We start from the raw sequence: 19,171 nt of genomic DNA on the forward strand, positions 1-19,171 counted from the left end.
TTCGGGCAAGGCTTTGACCGCAGAAACCGGCGCTGACAATCCCGCGCCGCGCATGGCCGGCATGGTTCCGCGGTGCCGGCAGGAGCGAGCGCCGCCTGGCCGGGACCCGCGGCAGGGACGGTGTGGTCTGCGGCCTTGTCTGCTAGCTTCGGTCGACGAACAGGGAGAGATTCGCGTGACCAAATCCGCCACGCCGCCGATCCGCCGGGCCATGGTGCTCGCAGCGGGCCTCGGCCAGCGCATGCGCCCGATCACCGATACGCTGCCGAAGCCGCTGGTGAAGATCGGCGGCCGAGCCATGCTCGACCATATGCTCGACCGGCTGACTGAGGCGGGTGTCGAGGACGCCGTGGTCAACGTCCATCACCTTGCGGGCCAGGTCGAGGCCCATCTCGCCGCCCGGCAATGGCCCCGCATCACCATCTCCGACGAGCGCGCCGAATTGCTCGAGACCGGCGGCGGCGTGAAGAAGGCGCTGCCCCTGTTCGGCACGACGCCGTTCTTCCACACCAATTCCGATGCGCTCTGGCGCGAGACGGGCCGGCCGGCGCTCCCGGCGATGGCGCGGAGCTGGGACCCGGAGCGCATGGACATCCTGCTCCTGCTCGCCGATCTCGAAACCAGCCTCGGCTTCGACGGTGCGGGCGACTTCTTCCGCGGCGCGGACGGGCGCCTGACACGCCGTGGTTCGGCCGCGCGCGCGCCATGGGTCTATGCCGGCGTCGCCATTCTGAAGCCCGGGCTCTTTGCCGACACGCCCGACGGTCCGTTCTCGCTCAACCTGCTCTTCGACCGCGCCATCGCGCAGGGCCGCCTCTTCGGCGAGGTGCTGGAAGGCCGCTGGCTCCATGTCGGCACGCCCGACGCGATCGCGCCGGCCGAGGCCGCGCTCGCCGCCCAGCCTGTCGATGCCTGAGCTCAACCTGTTCAGCATCCCGGCCGGCGCGCCGTTTCTGGAGGTGCTGGCCGGGGCGATGGTCGAGGGCCGCTTCGGCCCGGTCTACGACCCGGCCGACCCCACCGCCATGGCGCGCGCGACGCTCTATCTGCCGACGCGCCGCGCCGCCCGCGCCTTCACCGCGATCCTGGCGGGCAGGCTCGGCGGCAGGCCGTTGCTCCTGCCCCGCATCGTTCCGCTCGGCGATGTCGACGAGGCCGAGACGGCGCTGATCGGCTCCGGCGCCTGGGCGGGCGGGCGCGTCGCGCCGATCGAGCCGCTGACGCGCCGCATGCTGCTGACCAGGCTGGTCGATGCCTGGGGCCGCAGCGCCAATCGCAGCCATCTCCGGCTCGACCCGTCCGAGCCGTCATTGGTGCCGGCGACGCTGGCCGAGGCCTATGGGCTGGCCGGCGATCTCGCCGCCCTGCTCGACCAGATGCAGACCGAGGGCGTGCCTGTCGAGCGGCTGGGTAAGCTCGATGCCGCGCGCTTCGACAAGGTCTGGCAGCTCAATGCCGGCTTCCTCGGCATTCTCGGCGAGGCCTGGCCCCAGATCCTCGCCGAACAGGACGCCTGCGATCCCGCCGACTTCCGCAACCGGATGCTGGAGGCCGAACGCGAGCGGCTTCTCGCGGGTGAAGCGAAGGGGCCGATCATCGCCGCCGGTTCGACCGGCACCGTGCCCGCGACGGCGGAACTGCTCGCGGCGATCGCCCGGCTGCCGAACGGGGCCGTAGTGCTGCCCGGCATCGACCTCGGGCTCGACGAGCGGAGCTGGACGGCGATCGAGGCCGAGCCCGCGCCGTCCCACCCGCAAGCCGCGCTGCACCGCCTGATGGAGGTGCTTCAGGCAACGCGCGCCGATGTGCGCGAGCTCGCCGTGCCCGATGCCGCTCGCAGCGCCCGTGCCGACCTCGTACGTGAGGCGACGTTGCCTGCCTCGGTCACCGAGCTCTGGTCCGATCTCGGCCGGCGCGTGCCGCAGGATATGGCCGAGGCCGCCTTCGATGGCCTACGCATCGTCGAGGCGGCGGATGAGCGCGAGGAGGCGCTGACCGTGGCGCTGGCGCTGCGCGAGACATTGGAGCAGCCGGGGAGCCATGCGGCACTGGTGACGCCGGACCGGGGCCTTGCCGAGCGCGTCGCGGTCGAGCTGAGGCGCTGGGGCGTCGAGGTCGACGATTCCGCCGGCCTGCCGCTCGGCCGCTGGCCCGCAGGCGCGCTGCTGCGGCAGATCCTGGAGGCGGCGCTGGCGCAGATGACGCCGGCGACGCTGGTGCCCTTGCTCGCCCACCCGCTCTGTCGGTTGGGCTTGAGCCGCGAGGCGGTCGCGCGTGGCGCGGCGGCGCTGGAGATCGGCACCTGGCGCGGCAATGCGGTCGGCAAGGGGCTCGCCGGGCTCAATGTCGCGCTCGACCAATGGGACGAATTGCGCAAGGACCGGCACGTGCCCGGCCCGCAGGCGCGGCTGACGGTGGAGGATCGTGCCGCTGCCGCCACGCTGCTGCACGCCGTCGAGCGGGCGAGCGCGCCCCTGCTCGAAGCCCTGTTTCTCGAAGAGCCGTCGCTTGCCCGCGTGGTTCGGGCGGCCCGCGAGGCCGTCACCGCTTTCAGTGCGGGCGAAGCCGGTCAACCGCTCGCCCTTGTCGGGCCGGATGGCGAGGCGCTCTCCGGGCTGTTCGACGAGCTGGTTGCTGCCGAAACCGTGATGCCGCCGGGCGGCCGGGCCCAGGATTTCGTCGCGATCCTCGACGGCTTGCTGGGCGAGCGCGCAGTCGCGCGCAAGGCGCCGGGCCATCCGCGCGTCGCCATCTGGGGCTTGCTCGAGGCGCGCCTGCTCGAAGCCGACCATATCGTGCTGGGTGGGCTGAACGAGACGGTCTGGCCGCCGCAGACCACGACCGATTCCTTCATCAACCGCCCGATGCGCGCCGAGCTCGGCCTGACGCCGCCGGAGCGCCGCATCGGCCAGACGGCGCATGACTTCATCCAGGCGCTGATGGCGCCGACCGTCACGCTGACGCGCCCGCGCAAGGCGGGGGAGGCGGAAACCATCGCCTCGCGCTTCTGGCAGCGCCTGCAGGCGGTGGCGCCGGCGGGGATCTGGAAAGCCGCGCTTGAGCGAGGCGATCGGTTGCGCGGCTTCGCGGCCCTGCTCAGCGCGCCGGCTGCCGCGAAGCCCGTGGCGCGTCCGGCGCCGCGCCCGCCGCGCGAATGGCAGCCGCTGTCGCTCAGCGTCACCGAAGTCGAGACGCTCTATCGCGACCCCTATCAGATCCATGCCCGCAAGATCCTGAAGCTCGATGCGCTCGATCAGCTGATCGAGGACCCGACCGCGCAGGATCGCGGCAAGCTGCTGCACGGCATCGTCGAGGACTTCACCAGGACCTATCCCGAGCAATTGCCCGCCGATGCCTTGGGGCAGGTCGTCGCCATCGGCCATCGCCTGTTCCAGGCCTATGACGACGTGCCCGAGGTGCGCGCCTTCTGGTGGCCGCGCTTCCTGCTGACGGCAGGCCACTTCGTCCGCTGGGAGGAGCGCCGCCGCGGCGAGATCGCCCGCATCGGCGTCGAACTCGGCACCGGCGCGAGCTTCACTCTGGCCGATGGCAGCGAGTTCCGCCTGCATGGCCGCGCCGACCGTATCGAATTGACCCGCGAGCCGAGCCTGCGCATCGTCGATTTCAAGACCGGCGCACCGCCGAGCAAGGCGCAGGTCGAGAAGGGTTTCGCCCCGCAACTCACGCTGGAGGCGGAGCTCGCCGCCCGCGCCGGCTTCAAGGGGCTGGCCGGGCCAACGCCGGTCTCAGGCCTGCTCTACATGAAGCTGCATCACGATCCGAAGGGCTGGGCCAAGGACAAGCCGCTCGATTTCGACGGCGAGCCGCTGGCGGATGTCGCAGCCAGGCACCTCGACAACCTGCTCAAGCATCTCGATGCGCTGCGCTCCGGCCGCGAGGCCTATGTCTCGCGCCGCGCGCCGGACTATATCCGCTACGCCAGCCCCTACGATCATCTCGCCCGGGTCAAGGAATGGTCGGCCGCTCCCGGCGGAGACGAAGGGGGCGAACCATGAAGCCGGGCTGGATCGTTCCGCCGCTGACCAATCAGAGGCAGGCGCGGGCCGCCGATCCCGGCCTCTCCGCCTGGGTCTCGGCCAATGCCGGCTCCGGCAAGACCCATGTGCTGGTCAACCGGGTGCTGCGCCTGCTGCTCGACGGCGTTCCGCCCGGCCGGATGCTGTGCATCACCTATACCAAGGCGGCGGCCGCCAATATGGCGAACCGCATCTTCAAGGCGCTCGGCAACTGGGCGACGCTCGACCCGGAAGCCTTGCGCCGGGAGCTGACGCGACTGACCGGCGGTACGCCGACCATGGCCGAGCAGGCGAAGGCGCGCCGCCTTTTCGCGGAATCGCTGGAGACTCCGGGCGGCCTGCGGATCGAGACGATCCACGCCTTCTGCACCCGCGTGCTCCAGGCGGCGCCTTTTGAGGCGAACGTGCCGCCGCGCTTCGAGGTCGCGGATGATCTCGCCCAGGCGCAGATGCTGCGCGAGGCGCGGCGCGAATTGCTCGCGCTCGTCGCGGCCAACCCGCAGGGGCCGGAGGCGACGGCGCTCGACCTGCTGGCGCGGCTCGCGGCGCAGGACTCATTCGAGAGCATGGTACAGGAGGCGCTGCGCCAGCGCGCTTTGTTCAGCGATGCGAACGGCCGTGCCCGTGATCCGCAGGAGATGCGCGCCGGCATCGCCGCCTTCCTCGGCATCGCGCCCGATCTCACAGCCGATACGGTCAAGGCCGCTTTTCGCTCGGAATTCACCGCGCTGTCCGGCCTGCAGGCGCTGATCGAGGCGCTCGCCGCCGGCAGCAAGACCCGGCAGGATTTCGCCGCGACCTTGCGCGCGCTGCTCGCCGGGCAGGATGATGGCGACCCTGTCGCCTTTTGCCGGCGCGGCTTCATCACCGCGGAAGGGGCGATCAACAGCAATGTGCGTGGGCGGGGCAACTCCGCCTTCGACGGCGCCCTGCTTGCGACGCTCGAGGCGCTGGCGGATTGTCTGCTAACGGCGTCCGACCGGCTGAACGCGATCGCCATCCGCGACCGCAGCGCGGCGCTCGCCTTGCTGGTGACGCGCATGCTGGCGTCCTACCAACGCCAGAAAAGCCTGCGCTCGCTGCTCGACTATGACGACCTGATCGCGCGGACCCGCTCGCTGCTGGAGCGGGTCGAGGCCGCCTGGGTGCTCTACAAGCTCGACGCCGGCATCGACCACATCCTGCTCGACGAGGCGCAGGACACCGGCGAGGCGCAATGGGCGATCCTGCGCAAGCTCGCCGAGGAGTTCACCAGCGGCGGCGATCTCCGGCTGAAGCCGCGCACCATCTTCGTCGTCGGCGACGAGAAGCAGTCGATCTACGGCTTCCAGGGAGCCGCGCCCGCAGCCTTCGGTGAGGAGAGGCGCGCATTGGAAAGGCGGATCGAGGCCGCGCAGCTGGATTTCGAGGCGATCAGCCTCAACACCTCCTTCCGCTCGGCGCCCGACATCATGCAGGCGGTCGATGCCGTCTTCGCCCTGCCCGGGCATGCGCGCGGCCTCGTCTTCGACGGCGCGGCGCGGCCGGAAACGCACGACACCGTGCGCCGCAGTGCGCCCGGCACGGTCGATATCTGGCCGCTCGCCGCCAACGATACCGGCGAGCCGCCCGATGCCTGGACCACGCCGGTCGACGCGCCCGAGCGCCGCAGCGGCACGGTCAAGCTCGCCGAGCGCATCGCCCGCACCTTGCAGCGCTGGCATCGCGACCGCCGCGACGATCGCGGCAATCCGTTCAAGGCCGGCGACGTGATGATCCTGCTGCGCCAGCGCGGCGCGCTGTTCGAGGCGATCGTCAAGGCGCTGAAGGACGCCGACGTTCCCGTCGCGGGCCGCGACCGGCTGACGCTGGCCGAGCATCCGGCGGTGGAGGATCTCGTCGTGCTCGGCCGCGCTTTGCTGCTGCCGGATGACGACCTCACTCTGGCGACCGCGCTCAAGACGCCGCTGATCGATCTGAACGACGACGATCTCCTGCGCCTCGCCCCCGGCCGCAAGGGTTCCTTGCGCGCCGCCTTGCAGGAGGCCGCCGGAACCGAGCCGCGCTATGCCGCGGCGGAAGCGAAGCTGATCCACTGGACCCGTGAGGCCGGGCGCTGCGGCCCGTTCCGCTTCTTCGCCGATCTGCTCGGCCCCGGTGGCGGGCGCAGTCTCGCTCTGGCGCGACTGGGCGCCGAGGCCGGCGACGCGCTCGATGCCTTCCTCAATGCCGCGCTCGACCATGAGCGGCGCTACGGCCCCTCGCTCGCGGGCTTCCTCCAGCATGTCAGCGGCAGCGCCGCCGATGTGAAGCGCGACCTCTCGGCCAGCGCCGGCGAGGTGCGCGTCATGACCGTGCACGGCTCGAAGGGGCTGGAGGCGAAGATCGTCATCCTCGCCGATCTCGGTCCCGAGCCCGGCGCCAAGCGCCTGCCGAAGATCATGGCCGTTCCGGCACCGGGCGGCTCACTTGTGCCGATCTGGCCGCCGGCAAGCGCCGAGGACATCGCTGCGACCGCCGGCGCCAAGGCGATCGTGGTGGCGCAGATGGTCGAGGAGCATCACCGCCTGCTCTATGTCGCGATGACCCGCGCCGAGGACCGGCTGATCGTCTGTGCCGCGCAAGCCAAGGGCGAGGCGCCGGAGGGAAGCTGGTACGCGATGATCGCCGAGGGGCTCGCAGCCTCCGAGGCCGGCCTGCGCGAGATCGGGGAGGGGGATGAGGCGATCCTGCGCTTCACCGTGACGCCGCCGGCGCCCCCGGAGGATGAGCCCGAACCGACCCCCGCTCCGGCAGGGCTTGCGCCCCCCGATTGGCTGGCGCGCCCGGTCGTGCGGGAGGCCGAGCCGGCCCCGCCGCTGAAGCCGTCCGGCGCGCTCGCCGCCGCCGATCGCGAGGAGCGTCCGGGCGACGGGCCGTTCCTGGCCGAGGCCGCTGCGGCCGGCCGGCTGGCGCATCTCCTGCTCCAGCTCCTGCCCGATGTCCCGGCCGAGCGCCGCGCCGCAACGGCCGAAGCGCTGGCGCAGGCGCGCGGCGGCGCGCTGCCGCCCGAGCGCCGCGCCCGTCTCGCCGCCGACGCCTTGCGCCTGCTGGCGGTGCCCGACCTCGCTGCGCTCTTCACCGAGGGGGCGCTGGCGGAGGTTCCGGTCGCCGGCATGATCCGGCTTCCGGGCGGGATCGAGCGGGCCGTGTCGGGCCGGATCGACCGGCTGGCGATAACGCCCGACAGCGTGATCGTCGCCGATTTCAAGACGACGGCGAACCCGCCGCGCGACATCGAGGCGATTCCGGCCGGCACGCTGGCCCAGCTCGCGGCCTATGCCGCGCTGCTGGCGGATATCTATCCCGGCCGGCAGGTGCGGGCGCTGGTGGTCTATACGGCGAACCTCGCCTGCTTCGAGTTTTCCGCAGAGCGTCTCTCGGCGGCGCTCGCGACCTTGGCCGGGGCGGCGCCGGACGCTACGGTCGAGTTCCCTGCTGGATCCCGCCCATGAAACTCCTGCCGTCGCTGCTCCTGCGTCCACGACTTCTGGTGGCATTGGCCGCGGGCGCCGGGCTCACCGTCCTGCTGCCCGGCGACTGGCGCTGGGCGACGCGATTGCTGATCGCCTGGGATGTTGGCACGGTCCTCTATCTCGTTCTGCTCGCCTCGACCATGTTCACCGAGAGCGTCGATGAAATCCGGGCGCGGGCCGAGCGGCAGGACGAGGGCGCCTTCGCGATTCTCATCATCGCCTGCCTGGCGGCGAGCGCGAGCCTGGTCGCCATCGTGCTTCAGCTCACCGGCATCGGGGCGGTGCCGGCGCCGGATCGCGGCCTGCATCTGGCGCTCGGCGGGGCCACGATCCTGTGTTCGTGGACGCTGCTGCATGCGTTCTTCGCCCTGCACTATGCCAGCATCTATTATCGCGGCGGCAAGACCACGCCTTGCCTCGGCTTTCCGGGCAAGGGCGACCCGGACTATATCGATTTCCTGTATTTCTCCTACACGATCGGCTGCACCTCGCAGACCTCCGATGTCGGCGTGACCACGCGCGAGGCGCGGGCCGTCGTGCTGCTGCACTCAGTCCTGACCTTCATCTTCAACACGTCGATCCTGGCGATGGCGATCAATGTCGGGGCAAGCCTGGTTTCGGGGGGATCGTGACGCGTCAGCCTCGCCTCTGCCCTGCGATGCACGCGTCTTGACCGAAGGGGCGGTCGTTCATAGCTTCGCTGCGAAGGGTGGCATTGCCTCCCACTGAAACCGAAAGGCGGCCAGTCATGGCAACGAGCAAGGTAACCGACCAGAGCTTCGAGGCCGATGTCCTCAAGTCCTCCGAGCCGGTGGTTGTGGATTTCTGGGCGGAATGGTGCGGCCCCTGCCGCATGATCGGCCCGGCGCTCGAGGAGATCGCGACCGAGCTCAACGGCAAGGTCAAGATCGTCAAGATGAATGTCGACGAGAATCAGCAGATCCCGGCCCAGTTCGGCATCCGCTCGATCCCGACGCTGATGCTGTTCAAGGACGGCAAGCTCGCCTCGCAGAAGGTCGGTGCCGCTCCCAAGAGCGATCTCTCGCGCTGGATCTCCGCGGCCGTCTGATCCGCTTTTCAACGATCGCATCAAAAAAGGCCCGCTTCCGTGAGGAGGCGGGCCTTTTCGATTCGGGGGGCTACAGCGGCTTCAGGCGCGGCTGTCCTTGTCGATCGCGAAGGCGCCGGCGCCGGCGAAGACGAAGTAGAGGAAGACGAAGCAGTAGAGGATCGCCGCATCGCCGCCGTTCAGGGCCGGATAGAGGCTCTTCGGCGCATGCGCCATCCAGTAGGCGACGGCCATCTGGCCGGAGAGGATGAAGGCGACGATCCGGGTCTGGAAACCGACCAGCACAAGCAGGCCGCCGACGAATTCGAGCACGCCCGCGAACCAGTAGAGCGTGAAGACCGCAGGCAGGCTGGGGCCGGGAGGGGCCGGGAAGCCGAAGAGCTTCTGCGCGCCGTGCACGATGAAGATCAGCGCGGTGACGATACGCAGCAGGCCGAGCATATGAGGCGCATAGCGATTGAGGGAAGTCATCTGGATCCTCTGTCGAAGAAGCGGTGGTGGGCGGCGGGTTCCTGCGCGTTTCCTGCTCGGCTTTTAGGCAGGGCTTCCGACTTTGCGCAACATCCCGAACGGGCTCATCCTCGTTTGCGCATTTGCAAAATAATCACGTTCCCGCGACGACTGTGTTATCCTTGCCGCACTGCACGCTTTACGAACCCTTAAAAGCGCCATGTTTGAATTCTGATTGGCCTGACCGCCTTGAAGGGCGGGCTAGCGGCCGAACGGGACAGGATGAACGACCGGCTTTCACGAGGCGAGCGGCGCGAGCCCTCCTTTGATTCTGGGCGCGGCGAAAGCCGCGACGACGGTGACATGCGCCTTTCTCCAGACGATCGCCCGACACGATTCCAGCGGGCTCCGGCCCGGCCCGAGCCTGAGCGCCAACTGCGCAATCCGCCACGCCGCGACAAGCGCAATGGCAGCGGCGGTGGTGGTGGCGGTAAGAAACGCGGCAGGCGCCGGCGGCGTTCCCTCTTCGGCGGGCTGATCTACTGGACGATGGTGCTCGGCCTCTGGTGCGTCATCGGCGTCGGCGGCGTCGTGGCCTATTACGCCTCGCAATTGCCGCCGATCGATCAGCTCACCGTGCCGCGCCGGCCGCCGAACATCGCGATCCTCGCCGCCGACGGCTCGCTGCTCGCCAATCGTGGTGAGACGGGCGGGCGCACCGTCACGCTGGGCGAGATACCGCCTTATCTGCCGAAAGCCTTCGTCGCCATCGAGGACAAGCGCTTCTACGACCATTTCGGTGTCGATCCGGTCGGCATCTCCCGCGCCGTGGTCAACAATCTGCGCGGCCGCAACGGCGTGCAGGGCGGCTCGACGCTGACCCAGCAGCTCGCCAAGAACCTCTTCCTGACGCAGGAGCGCACCGCCGCCCGCAAGATCCAGGAAGCGATCCTGGCGCTCTGGCTGGAGCGCACCTACAGCAAGGACCAGATCCTCGAGCTCTATCTGAACCGCGTCTATTTCGGCTCCGGCGCCTATGGCGTCGAGGCGGCGGCGCAGCGCTATTTCAACAAATCGGCCCGCTCGGTGACGATCGCCGAGGCGGCGATGCTGGCCGGCCTCGTCCAGGCGCCGTCGCGGCTGGCGCCGAACCGCAACCCCGATCTGGCCGAGAAGCGGGCGCAGCTCGTCATCGCTGCCATGGCCGATCAGGGCTTCATCTCGCAGGACGCGGCCAAGACCGCGATGACCGCCCCGGCCGAAGTGCCCGAACGCACCGGCGCGGGCTCGGTCAACTATGCCGCCGACTATGTCATGGACGTGCTCGACGACTTCATCGGCGCGGTCGAGGGCGACGTCACCGTGCTGACCACGATCGACACCAAGCTGCAGGGCTCAGCCGAGACCATCCTCGTCGATGCGCTCTCGGCGCAGGGCGCCAAGCTGCATGCCTCGCAGGGCGCGGTCGTCTCGCTCGCGCCCGATGGTGCCATCCGCGCGCTGATCGGCGGGCGCGACTACACCAAGAGCCAGTTCAACCGCGCGACCGCGGCGCGCCGCCAGCCGGGCTCCTCCTTCAAGCCCTTCGTCTATCTGACGGCGATGGAGAAGGGGCTCACCCCCGACACGATCCGCGACGATGCCCCGGTCTCGATCAAGGGCTGGGAGCCGGAGAACTATTCGCGGACCTATCGCGGCCCGGTGACGCTGCGGACCGCGATGCAGCATTCGCTCAACACGGTCGCCGCCCGGCTGATCCAGGAGGTCACGCCCAAGGAGGTGGTCCGCACGGCCCAGCGCCTCGGCATCAGCTCGGCGCTCCAACCCAATATGTCGCTGGCGCTCGGCACCTCCGAGGTGACGCCGCTCGAGATGACGGCGGCCTATGCCACCTTCGCCAATGGCGGCCAGTCGGTGCTGCCCTATGTCATCCGCGAGGTCCGCCAGACCAGCGGCAAGGTCGTCTATGCCCGCAAGGCCAACAGCTTCGGCCCCGTCATCCAGCCGCAGCCGCTGGCGATGATGGACACGATGTTCAATGGCGTCATGAATGGCGGCACCGGCAGCAAATTCAACATTCCGGGCTGGGAGGTCGGCGGCAAGTCGGGCACGACGCAGGATTACGGCGACGCCTGGTTCGTCGGCTTCACGGCCAAGCTCGTCACCGCCGTCTGGGTCGGCAACGACGACAATTCGAAGATGAAGCGCGTCACCGGCAGCGGCCTGCCCGGCGAGATCTGGGGCAAGTACATGAAGCTGGCCCATGCCGGTGCGCAGCCGATCCCGCTGCCCGGCGGCTTCTGGCAGGGCGCGCCGACGCCGGTGGAGGCGCCGATCGCCCAGGCCGCGCCGCAACAGGGCGGCCCGATGCCGCTCGAGGGCGACCGCGCCTGGGTGCCGCCACCGCCGCAGGAGAAGAACTTCCTGGAGCGGCTGTTCGGGGGCTAGCATCGGTCCGAAAAGTGGAGTGCACTTTTCGGAGCAAGCCGATGCGTGACGCCTAGAGCCCCCCTTCAGTGTTTCGCGGCCCTGACCCGGCCGCTGAGCTTGAACAGCACGAAGGCCGCGACGCCGAGCGCCGACATCACCAGCGGCAGGGGCAGCGCCGCCCCCTTCAGCAGGTGGCCGACGAGCAGCCCGACGCAGGCCGAGAGCAGCATCTGGCACAGCCCGTTGAACGACGAGGCCGCGCCGGCACGGTCCGGAAACGGCATCATCGCCGAGGCCTGCGCCTGCGGCATGGTGAGCCCGACACCGCAGGCATAGACCGCCCAGGACAGCACCACCCCGAAGGCCCCGCCCGCGCCCGTCGCGACGGCGCCCAGCATCATCAGCCCGCCGAGCGCCAGGCAGAGCACGCCGAGCCCGATGATCCCGTCCATGCCGCGCGACCCGACGAGCCGCTGCGCCAGAATGGTGCCGCCAATGAAGCCGACGACGCCGAAAGAGAAGGAAAGCCCGTATTGCACCGGCGTCAGCCCGTAGACGCCGGTCAGCACGAAGGAAGAGCCGGAGATGAAGGCGAAGAGCCCGGCATAGGCCAGCGCCGTCAGCGCGACATAGACGCGGAAGGCGCGGTTCTCCAGCAAAGTGCCGAAGCCTTTGAAGATCGTGACGAGCGAGAGCGGCTGCGGGGAGCGCTTGCGCAGCGTCTCCGGCATCACGGTGACGATCACCGCCGCCAGCCCGAGCGCGAAGACGAGCGAGGCGATGAAGGTCGAGCGCCAGCCGAAGGCGACCTGCAGCACGCCGCCGATGACGGGTGCCACCGCCGGCACCAGCCCCATGATCATGCCCATCCGGGCCAGTTCCTTGCCGGCACGCGCGCCCTCGTAGAGGTCGCGCACCATGGCGCGGCCGAGCACGATCGGCCCGGAGGCGCCGAGCGCCTGCAGGGCCCGCGCCGCGGTCAAGGCCTCGATCGAGGGCGAGAAGGCACAGGCCAGCGTCGCCACGGTGAAGAGGCCGAGCCCGGCGAGCAGGACGGGCTTGCGGCCGAGCCGGTCCGAGAGCGGCCCCCACAGGATCTGCCCGGCGGCGAAGCCGAAGAGGAAGGAGGAGAGCGTCGCCTGCGCGCCGGCGACGTCGGTCCCCATCACGCGCACGATGTCGGGCAGCGAGGGCAGGTAGAAATCGGTCGAGAGCGGACCCAGCGCCGTCAGCATGGCGAGGACGGCCGTCATCGCCAGAGTATCGGGACGAAGCTTCATCGCGGGTCTCCGGCACACGGCCGGATCGCGGGCCGCGCGCCCCTGCTACGACGTCAGCCGGTCATCCGGCAATGGTCGTGGCCGGCGGAGCATCCTGCGTCTCACCAGAATAGTCCGTCGCCCGCATCGACGGGCGCTCGGAAAAAGCCTCGTACCACTGGGTCAGCCGGGGGCGGCCGGTGCGGAAATCCGGCAGCGCGCGGAATTCCAGCCAGGCGAGCGCGGTCGCCAGTGCGACATGGCCGAGATGCACGGGCCCTTCGAGTCCATTCTGCCGCTCGATGAGGTCGTAGGATTCGACGAGCTTGGCGGCCTGCCCCTCGGCCAGCGGCGGATGGCGCAGATGCGCGGGGCGGCGCTCGGTCTCCCAGCGCAGCGCGATGCCGGCATCGCAGAGGCCCTGCGCGATGGCGTGCAGACGCAGCGCCTCCCAGCGCGTCGGCCCGCCGGGCGGGATCAGCCGCCGGCCGGCATGAAGCCGGTCGAGATAGTCGCAGATCACCAGCGAATCGAAGATCGCGCCAACTTCCGGCGTGATCAGAACCGGCACCTTGCCGAGTGGGTTGACCGCGAAGACGGCGTTGTTCCGGTTGGTCGGGCTGGTCTCATGGTCGATCACCGCGAGCCGTTCGGCGAGCCCCGCCTCATGGGCGAAGACGATGACCTTGCGGGCATAGGGTGAGTGGCTCTGCGAATAGAGCGGCAGGCGCGCGCCGGTGCTCGCCGACGGCACGGTCATGGCGCCACCGCGCCGGGCGAAAGCCCGACCAGCTCGGCATAGCGCGCCGGGTCGGTCGCGCCCTCGGTGTTGACGAGGAAGACGCGCGAGGTCCCGTCGAGCTTCAGCGCCGCGCGCGTATCGGGATTGCGCAGCGCCGCCAGCAGTCCCGCAAGCCCTGCCGCGCCGCTTTCGCCGGCGACGATCGCGGGATCGCCCGCGACCGGGCGGGCGAGCCGGTTCATCGCCTCCACGGCATCGGAATCCGCTGCCGTGAGGAAGGCGTCGGCGGCGCGGTAGAGCACGCGCAGCGCCAGGGGCGAGGGATCGTAGCATTCGAGCATCGCCATCACCGTCGGGGCGCCATGGGCGATCTTGACCGGGCGGCCCTGCTGCGCGGCCGCGAAGACGCAAGCGGCGAGTTCCGGCTCGACCACGGTGAAGAACGGGCGGTTGGCGCCGAACTGCGTCTGCATCTGTGCCGCTAGCGCGGCTGCGATGCCACCGACGCCGGCCTGCACGAAGACATGTGTCGGATGCTCCGGGAGCTGAGCGAAGGCCTCGCTCGCGATGGCCGTATAGCCCTGCATCACCAGGCCCGGAATGCGCTCATAGCCGTCCCAGGAGGTATCCGAAACGACGGTCCAGCCCTGCTCGGCCGCGACGCGCGCGGCTTCGACGACCGAATCGTCATAGGTACCGGCGACCCGCACCATCTGCGCACCGAAGCGTGCGATCGCCGCGACGCGCTCCTCGCTGACGCCGCCATGCACGAAGATCACGGCCTTGGCCCCGATGAGCTGCGCGCCCTGAGCGACCGAGCGCCCGTGATTGCCGTCGGTGGCGCAGGCGAAGGTCATGCCGGCGGCGATCGCCCGCATGGCGGGGTCGTTGATCTCGGTGTCGTCCAACCTCCGGCCGAGCCTGGCCGACGCTTCCTCCAGCGCGAGCCGGATCACCGCATAGGCGCCCCCCAGCGCCTTGAAGCTGCCGAGCCCGAGGCGCCGGCCTTCATCCTTGATGAACAGCCCGCCGATTCCCAGCGCTGCCGCGAGGCCGGGCAGGGCATGGAGCGGCGTCGGCGCATGGCCGGCGCGCTGGGCGAGATGGCGCGCGATGGCCTGCGCCCCAGACGGCCCGAGCGTCGCGACATCGGCCGGGTCGAGATCACATCCATAGTCGTGATGCGTGTTGAGCAGGAACATGGATTGCCTCGCCATTCCACCGGATAGCGAATGGATATTGCAACGCAGGCGAAAAAGGTGCTGCAATCCAGCTCTTCGGATGCAAGTTTATTTCGCGGAGCAAGGCGTGCCCGAGCCGGATATGCAACTCGACGCTTTCGACCGCGCGATCCTCGCCATCCTCCAGCAGGACAACACCACACCGCAGCGGGTGATCGGCGAGCGGGTCCATCTCTCGGCGCCGGCGGTGCAGCGCCGCATCCGCCGCATGGAGGCGCAAGGTGTCATCCGGGCCAATGTCGCGGTGGTCGATCCCGCCGCGCTCGGTCATCCGATCACGCTCTTCGTCGAGATCGAGCTCGTCAGCGAAACGGCCGTCGACATCGACGCCGCCAAGACCGCCTTCCTCGCCGCGCCGGAGGTGCAGCAATGCTACTACGTCACCGGCGAGGTCGACTTCATGCTGGTCGTGCTGGTGCCGAGCATGGCGGCCTATGAGGCGCTGACCCGCCGACTCTTCTTCGCCAACCCCAATATCCGCAAGTTCCGCTCATTCGTCGCCATGGACCGGGTCAAGACCGGGTTGACTGTCCCGGTCTAGGGATCGCCCTCGAGCCGTCGCCGGTCATCCCGGACAAGCCGCCGCTGGCGGCGCCGACCCGGGATCCATGCCGGAGCGAATCCGCTGAAGGTTCAGGCATGGATCCCGGGTCTGCGCTGCGCTCCGCGCGGGATGACCGCGCGAGGGAATGCCGCGCAGTCCCTATCGCGTCAGCGCTGCTCGCAGATCCTTGACCTGCCCGGCCGTCACGGGCGGGGCGGCATTGCCCCAGCTGTTGCGGACATAGGTCAGGACATTGGCGACATCGGCGTCGCTGAGGTTCCAGCCGAAGGAGGGCATCGCCGGCGTCGTCGGCTTGGCGGCGGTGCTGGCTGCCTGGCTGCCTTCCAGCACGACGCGGATAAGCGATGTCGGGTCGGTGCCGTTGACCGTCGGAGTCTTGGCCAGCGTCGGGAACAGAGAGGGCTGACCCGCGCCGGAGGAGATGTGGCAGGCCGAGCAGCGGTCGAGATAGATCGCCTTGCCCGCGGTCATGGCGGCATCGGTCGCAGCGACCGGGGTAGGTGCGGGCGCGCCGTCGCCCTTGACGTCCTTGAGATAGGTCGCGACGGCTGTGAGGTCGGCGTCGTGCCACAGGCGCGTCGAATGGTTGATGGCCTCGGCCATCGGGCCCGACGCGATATCGAAGCGGTTCGCTCCGGTCTTGAGATAGGCGACGATGTCGTCGGTCGACCAGCTTCCGATGCCCTTATGCGGATCGCTGGTGATGTTCGGCGCAAACCAGCTCTGCAGATTGCCGCCGCGCAGGAATTCGTCGCCCTTGTCGGCGCCGGTCAGGCTCTTGGGCGTATGGCAGGTGCCGCAATGGCCGGCGCCGTTGACCAGATAGGCGCCCCGGTTCCACTCGGCCGATTTGCTGGCGTCGGGCTGGAACTCCTTCGGCGAGAAATTGAGGAGGTTCCAGCCGATCATCGCGGCCCGGATATTGAACGGGAAGGGGAGCTGGTTCGAGACGACGCGGTTCGAGACCGGCTCGACCTTCTGGAAATAGGCCCAGAGATCGGCGACGTCGGAATCCTTCATCGTCGCATAGGCCGGGTAGGGCATCGCCGGATAGAGACGCTTGCCGTCCTTGCCGACGCCGGTCTTCACCGCGCTGCGGAAATCCGCGTAGGTCCAGCTTCCGATGCCGGTCTCGAGGTCTGGCGTGATGTTGGACGGCACCAGCGCGCCGAAGGGCGTCTGCAGCGGTGCGCCCCCGGCGAAGGGCTTGCCGCCGGGCTTGGTGTGGCAGGCCGCGCAATCGGCCAGGATCGCCTGATAGCGGCCGGCATTGATGCGGTCGAACAGGTCGGAGGCGAGGACTTTCGCCCCGAAGAGCGTGGCGGCCGCGAGGCCGGCGAGGAGCGCTGCCTTCTTCATGCTTCCACCAGCTTGCCGGGGTTTTTGAGATAGTGGTTGCGGATCGAATCCGCGGCCCAGAAGGCAAGCGCGCCGACCGGCCCGGTCGGGTTCTTGCCGGCATTCTGCGGGAAGGCCGAGGCGCCGATGGCGAAGACGTTCGGCACGTCCCAGCTCTGCAGGTGCCGGTTGACCGCGCTGGTCCTCGGGTCGGTGCCCATGATCGCGCCGCCGGTGTTGTGCGTGCTCTGATAGGGCACGGAGTTCCAGCCCTTCTGCTGCTTGCCGACGACCGCCTGCTTGCCGCCGAGCGCGGTGGCGATCTCCTGCATCCGGTCGCTCACCCAGTTCGACATGCGGATGTCGTTGTCCGGGAAGTCGAAGGTGACGCGCAGCAGCGGCCGGCCGAAGCGGTCCTTATAGGTCGGGTCGAGGTCGAGATAGTTGCCGCGCGTCGCATAGGAGGAGCCCTGCGACGAGAAGGTCAGGGTGTTGTTGTAATACTGCTTGGTCGCCTTCTTCCAGGCCGAGCCCCAGCGCGGCGTGCCGGGCGGCACGGGCCGGTACTGGATCGGGCGGCCATTCGTCGGGATGCAGTTGATGCCGGCGCCGCCGACGAAGTTCAGCGCGCCATGGTCGAAGGCATCGCCATTGTAGTCGTCCACCGTCTGGCCGAGCGCGCCGGCCGCGATGAACGGGTTCATCGACTTGCCCTCGAAGAAGACCTGCGCCGAGGCATTGGTCTGGTAGCAGTAGTTGCGCCCGACCACGCCTTCGCCGGTTGCGGGATCGTAGGGCTTGCCGATGCCCGAGAGCAGCATCAGCCGGACATTGTGCAGCCCGTAGGCGTTGAGCAGCACGATATCGGCCGGCTGCTCGAAAGTTTCGCCGTTGACGTCGATATAGGTGACGCCCGTCGCGGTCTTGCCGTCGGGCGCCAGGTTGATCTTGAGCACCTCGCATTCGGTGCGCGCTTCGAAATTCGACTTGCGCATCAGGACGGGCAGCACGGTCGTATGCGCGCTCGACTTCGAATAATTGGCGCAGCCGAAGCGCTCGCAGAAGCCGCAGGCGGTGCATTGCCCCATGGCGATGCCGAGCGGGTTGACATAGGCCTTGGACAGGTTGGCCGAGGGCGTCGGGAAGGGGTGCAGCCCCCTGGACCGCGCGGCTTCCGCGAACAGCGTCGGCGCATAGGTCATCTGCATCGCCGGCAGCGGGTATTCGCGCTTGCGCGGTCCCTCGAAGGGGTTGCCGCCCGGCTGGATCGTGCCGTTGAGGTTCCCGGCCTTGCCGGAAATGCCGGCGAGATATTCGAAGCGGTCGAAGGCGCTTTCGAGCTCGTCATAGCTCACGCCCCAGTCCTGGATCTGAAGCTCGGAGAGCCTGTCCGCGCCGTAGCGCTCGGTCAGATGCGTCTTGAGCGTGAAATCGCTCGGAAAGAAGCGCCAGGTGTGGCCGTTCCAGTGCGTGCCCGCGCCCCCGACGCCGGTGCCGGGCAGGAAGGAGCCGTAGTCGCGCATCGGCAGCGCCGTCTGCGTGACGTTGTTGCGCATCGTCATCGCTTCCTGCGCCGGCTGCAGGAACAGGTCCTTGCGCACGGCATAGCGCAATTCGTCGGGGGCGTAGGCGACGTTGAAGTCGGTCGCGGTGTCGCGCCAGGGGCCGCGCTCGATCGCGACGACGTCGAGGCCGGCATCCGTCAGCTCATGCGCCAGGATCGAGCCTGTCCAGCCGAGCCCGACGATGACGACATCCTTGCGGGGGAGTTTGCGTGCCATCTGTCAGCTTCCCGCTTACTTGTCGCCCGTCTTCCACTCCGGCCGGCCCGCGATCGACAGCGGCGGCAGGGGGAAGGGCTGGTTATGGGCCGTGATGTAATCGCGATAATCGTAGCGGGCGCCGGGGAAGCCGATGAACTTCCAGCCGGCCATGTCCTTGTTGCCGCCATAGATCGGGTCGGCGAAGAAGCCTTCCATCGTGTTCTGCAGCACGAGGTTGAAGAAGCCCGCGGCGGGCTTGTAGTCGACCTTGCCGGCCTCGAAGTCCTTCAGCACCTGGTCCTGCTCGGCGGCGCCGAGATCGAAGAATGCTTTGCCGCCGAAATTCGCCCTTGTGTGCTTGTTGAGTGCGTCGAGCCCTTCCCGATAGCGCCGGGTCGGCGCCGCGCTGCCCTGATAGCCCTGCGTCGGCAGCCCGGCGGCAAAGGGGCCTTGCGTGTAGAGTCGTTCCGAGGAGCCGTAGCTGCCGGCGAGCTGCCGGTCGATGAAGCCTGCGCAGCCGGCCTCCCTGCCGCCGATGCTGAGCTCGTCGGCCGGGATCAGCCGGTCGACGATCGCCTCGACGGTGCGGGCTTCCTCCGGGGTGAAGACGTACCAGCGCCCGCCGGGCAGCGTCGTGGGAGGCAGGGCCGCGAAGGGCTTCCACGGCAGCGAACCGGAATGCTCCGCGGCGCGCGCTCCGGGAGCCGAGGCGATCAGCAGCAACATACTGGTGGAGGAAAGAAACTGGCGCCGACTGGGAGAGAGGGACGGCATAGACGGGCC

General features: G+C 69.2%; 14 protein-coding genes. 7 read left to right on the forward strand and 7 right to left on the reverse strand.

From position 1 onward, the window contains the following. The first annotated feature begins 175 nt into the window (after nt 1–175). From GGC47_RS13685 to trxA, 5 genes are all read left to right on the forward strand, one after another. The gene (locus tag GGC47_RS13685) at nt 176–916 is read left to right on the forward strand and encodes a nucleotidyltransferase family protein (RefSeq protein WP_429068402.1); all 741 of its coding nucleotides are present in this window, start codon (nt 176–178) and stop codon (nt 914–916) included. Next, entirely contained in the window at nt 909–4,016 is a 3,108-nt protein-coding gene (gene addB, locus GGC47_RS13690) for a double-strand break repair protein AddB (RefSeq protein WP_185747968.1), read from the forward strand. The genes GGC47_RS13685 and addB overlap by 8 nt, the downstream gene beginning before the upstream one ends. Then, nucleotides 4,013–7,510 (forward strand): double-strand break repair helicase AddA, encoded by a 3,498-nt coding sequence (gene addA / locus GGC47_RS13695; protein ID WP_185747967.1) that lies wholly within the window; start codon nt 4,013–4,015, stop codon nt 7,508–7,510. The genes addB and addA overlap by 4 nt, the downstream gene beginning before the upstream one ends. Further along, complete coding sequence (locus GGC47_RS13700) at nt 7,507–8,163, forward strand: DUF1345 domain-containing protein (RefSeq protein WP_112763841.1); 657 nt, start codon at nt 7,507–7,509, stop codon at nt 8,161–8,163. Before addA ends, GGC47_RS13700 begins: the two co-directional genes overlap by 4 nt. A gap of 116 nt (nt 8,164–8,279) precedes the next feature. Then, complete coding sequence (trxA, locus tag GGC47_RS13705) at nt 8,280–8,600, forward strand: thioredoxin (protein ID WP_038366779.1); 321 nt, start codon at nt 8,280–8,282, stop codon at nt 8,598–8,600. An 81-nt stretch (nt 8,601–8,681) separates the two neighbouring features. Here the strand turns inward: trxA and GGC47_RS13710 are convergent, their stop codons facing one another. Continuing rightward, on the reverse strand, nt 8,682–9,071 hold the full coding sequence (locus GGC47_RS13710; RefSeq protein ID WP_113254438.1) for a DoxX family protein: 390 nt from the start codon (nt 9,069–9,071) through the stop codon (nt 8,682–8,684). Nucleotides 9,072–9,332: 261 nt separating this feature from the next. Between GGC47_RS13710 and GGC47_RS13715 the strand changes: the two genes are divergently transcribed. Beyond that, a complete protein-coding gene (locus GGC47_RS13715; protein WP_429068406.1) occupies nt 9,333–11,498 on the forward strand; it encodes a transglycosylase domain-containing protein in 2,166 nt (721 codons plus the stop codon). A gap of 65 nt (nt 11,499–11,563) precedes the next feature. On the opposite strand, the gene GGC47_RS13720 is transcribed toward GGC47_RS13715, so the two are convergent. From GGC47_RS13720 to GGC47_RS13730, 3 genes are all read right to left on the reverse strand, one after another. Further along, the gene (locus tag GGC47_RS13720) at nt 11,564–12,760 is read right to left on the reverse strand and encodes a multidrug effflux MFS transporter (RefSeq protein WP_142022237.1); all 1,197 of its coding nucleotides are present in this window, start codon (nt 12,758–12,760) and stop codon (nt 11,564–11,566) included. A 61-nt stretch (nt 12,761–12,821) separates the two neighbouring features. Beyond that, nucleotides 12,822–13,499 (reverse strand): glutathione S-transferase family protein, encoded by a 678-nt coding sequence (locus GGC47_RS13725; RefSeq protein WP_370954863.1) that lies wholly within the window; start codon nt 13,497–13,499, stop codon nt 12,822–12,824. Further along, nucleotides 13,496–14,683 (reverse strand): diaminopropionate ammonia-lyase, encoded by a 1,188-nt coding sequence (locus GGC47_RS13730; RefSeq protein WP_142022236.1) that lies wholly within the window; start codon nt 14,681–14,683, stop codon nt 13,496–13,498. The genes GGC47_RS13725 and GGC47_RS13730 overlap by 4 nt, the downstream gene beginning before the upstream one ends. 121 nt (nt 14,684–14,804) lie before the next feature. Between GGC47_RS13730 and GGC47_RS13735 the strand changes: the two genes are divergently transcribed. Then, a complete protein-coding gene (locus GGC47_RS13735; protein WP_038366932.1) occupies nt 14,805–15,263 on the forward strand; it encodes an Lrp/AsnC family transcriptional regulator in 459 nt (152 codons plus the stop codon). Between the two features lie 162 nt (nt 15,264–15,425). On the opposite strand, the gene GGC47_RS13740 is transcribed toward GGC47_RS13735, so the two are convergent. Genes GGC47_RS13740 through GGC47_RS13750 form a run of 3 tightly spaced genes read right to left on the reverse strand, consistent with a single transcriptional unit; the run spans nt 15,426 to nt 19,114 of the window. Further along, nucleotides 15,426–16,646 carry a c-type cytochrome gene (locus GGC47_RS13740; RefSeq protein ID WP_142022235.1) on the reverse strand — a complete coding sequence of 407 codons (1,221 nt, stop codon included), beginning with the start codon at nt 16,644–16,646 and terminating at the stop codon, nt 15,426–15,428. Further along, a complete protein-coding gene (locus GGC47_RS13745) occupies nt 16,643–18,406 on the reverse strand; it encodes a GMC family oxidoreductase (protein WP_133565967.1) in 1,764 nt (587 codons plus the stop codon). Before GGC47_RS13745 ends, GGC47_RS13740 begins: the two co-directional genes overlap by 4 nt. A 15-nt stretch (nt 18,407–18,421) precedes the next feature. Then, on the reverse strand, nt 18,422–19,114 hold the full coding sequence (locus GGC47_RS13750; RefSeq protein WP_429068407.1) for a gluconate 2-dehydrogenase subunit 3 family protein: 693 nt from the start codon (nt 19,112–19,114) through the stop codon (nt 18,422–18,424). Nucleotides 19,115–19,171 lie beyond the last annotated feature (57 nt).

Source organism: Allobosea sp. OAE752, from assembly GCF_050433265.1.
In the GTDB taxonomy this organism is placed as follows: Bacteria; Pseudomonadota; Alphaproteobacteria; order Rhizobiales; family Beijerinckiaceae; genus Allobosea; species Allobosea spartocytisi.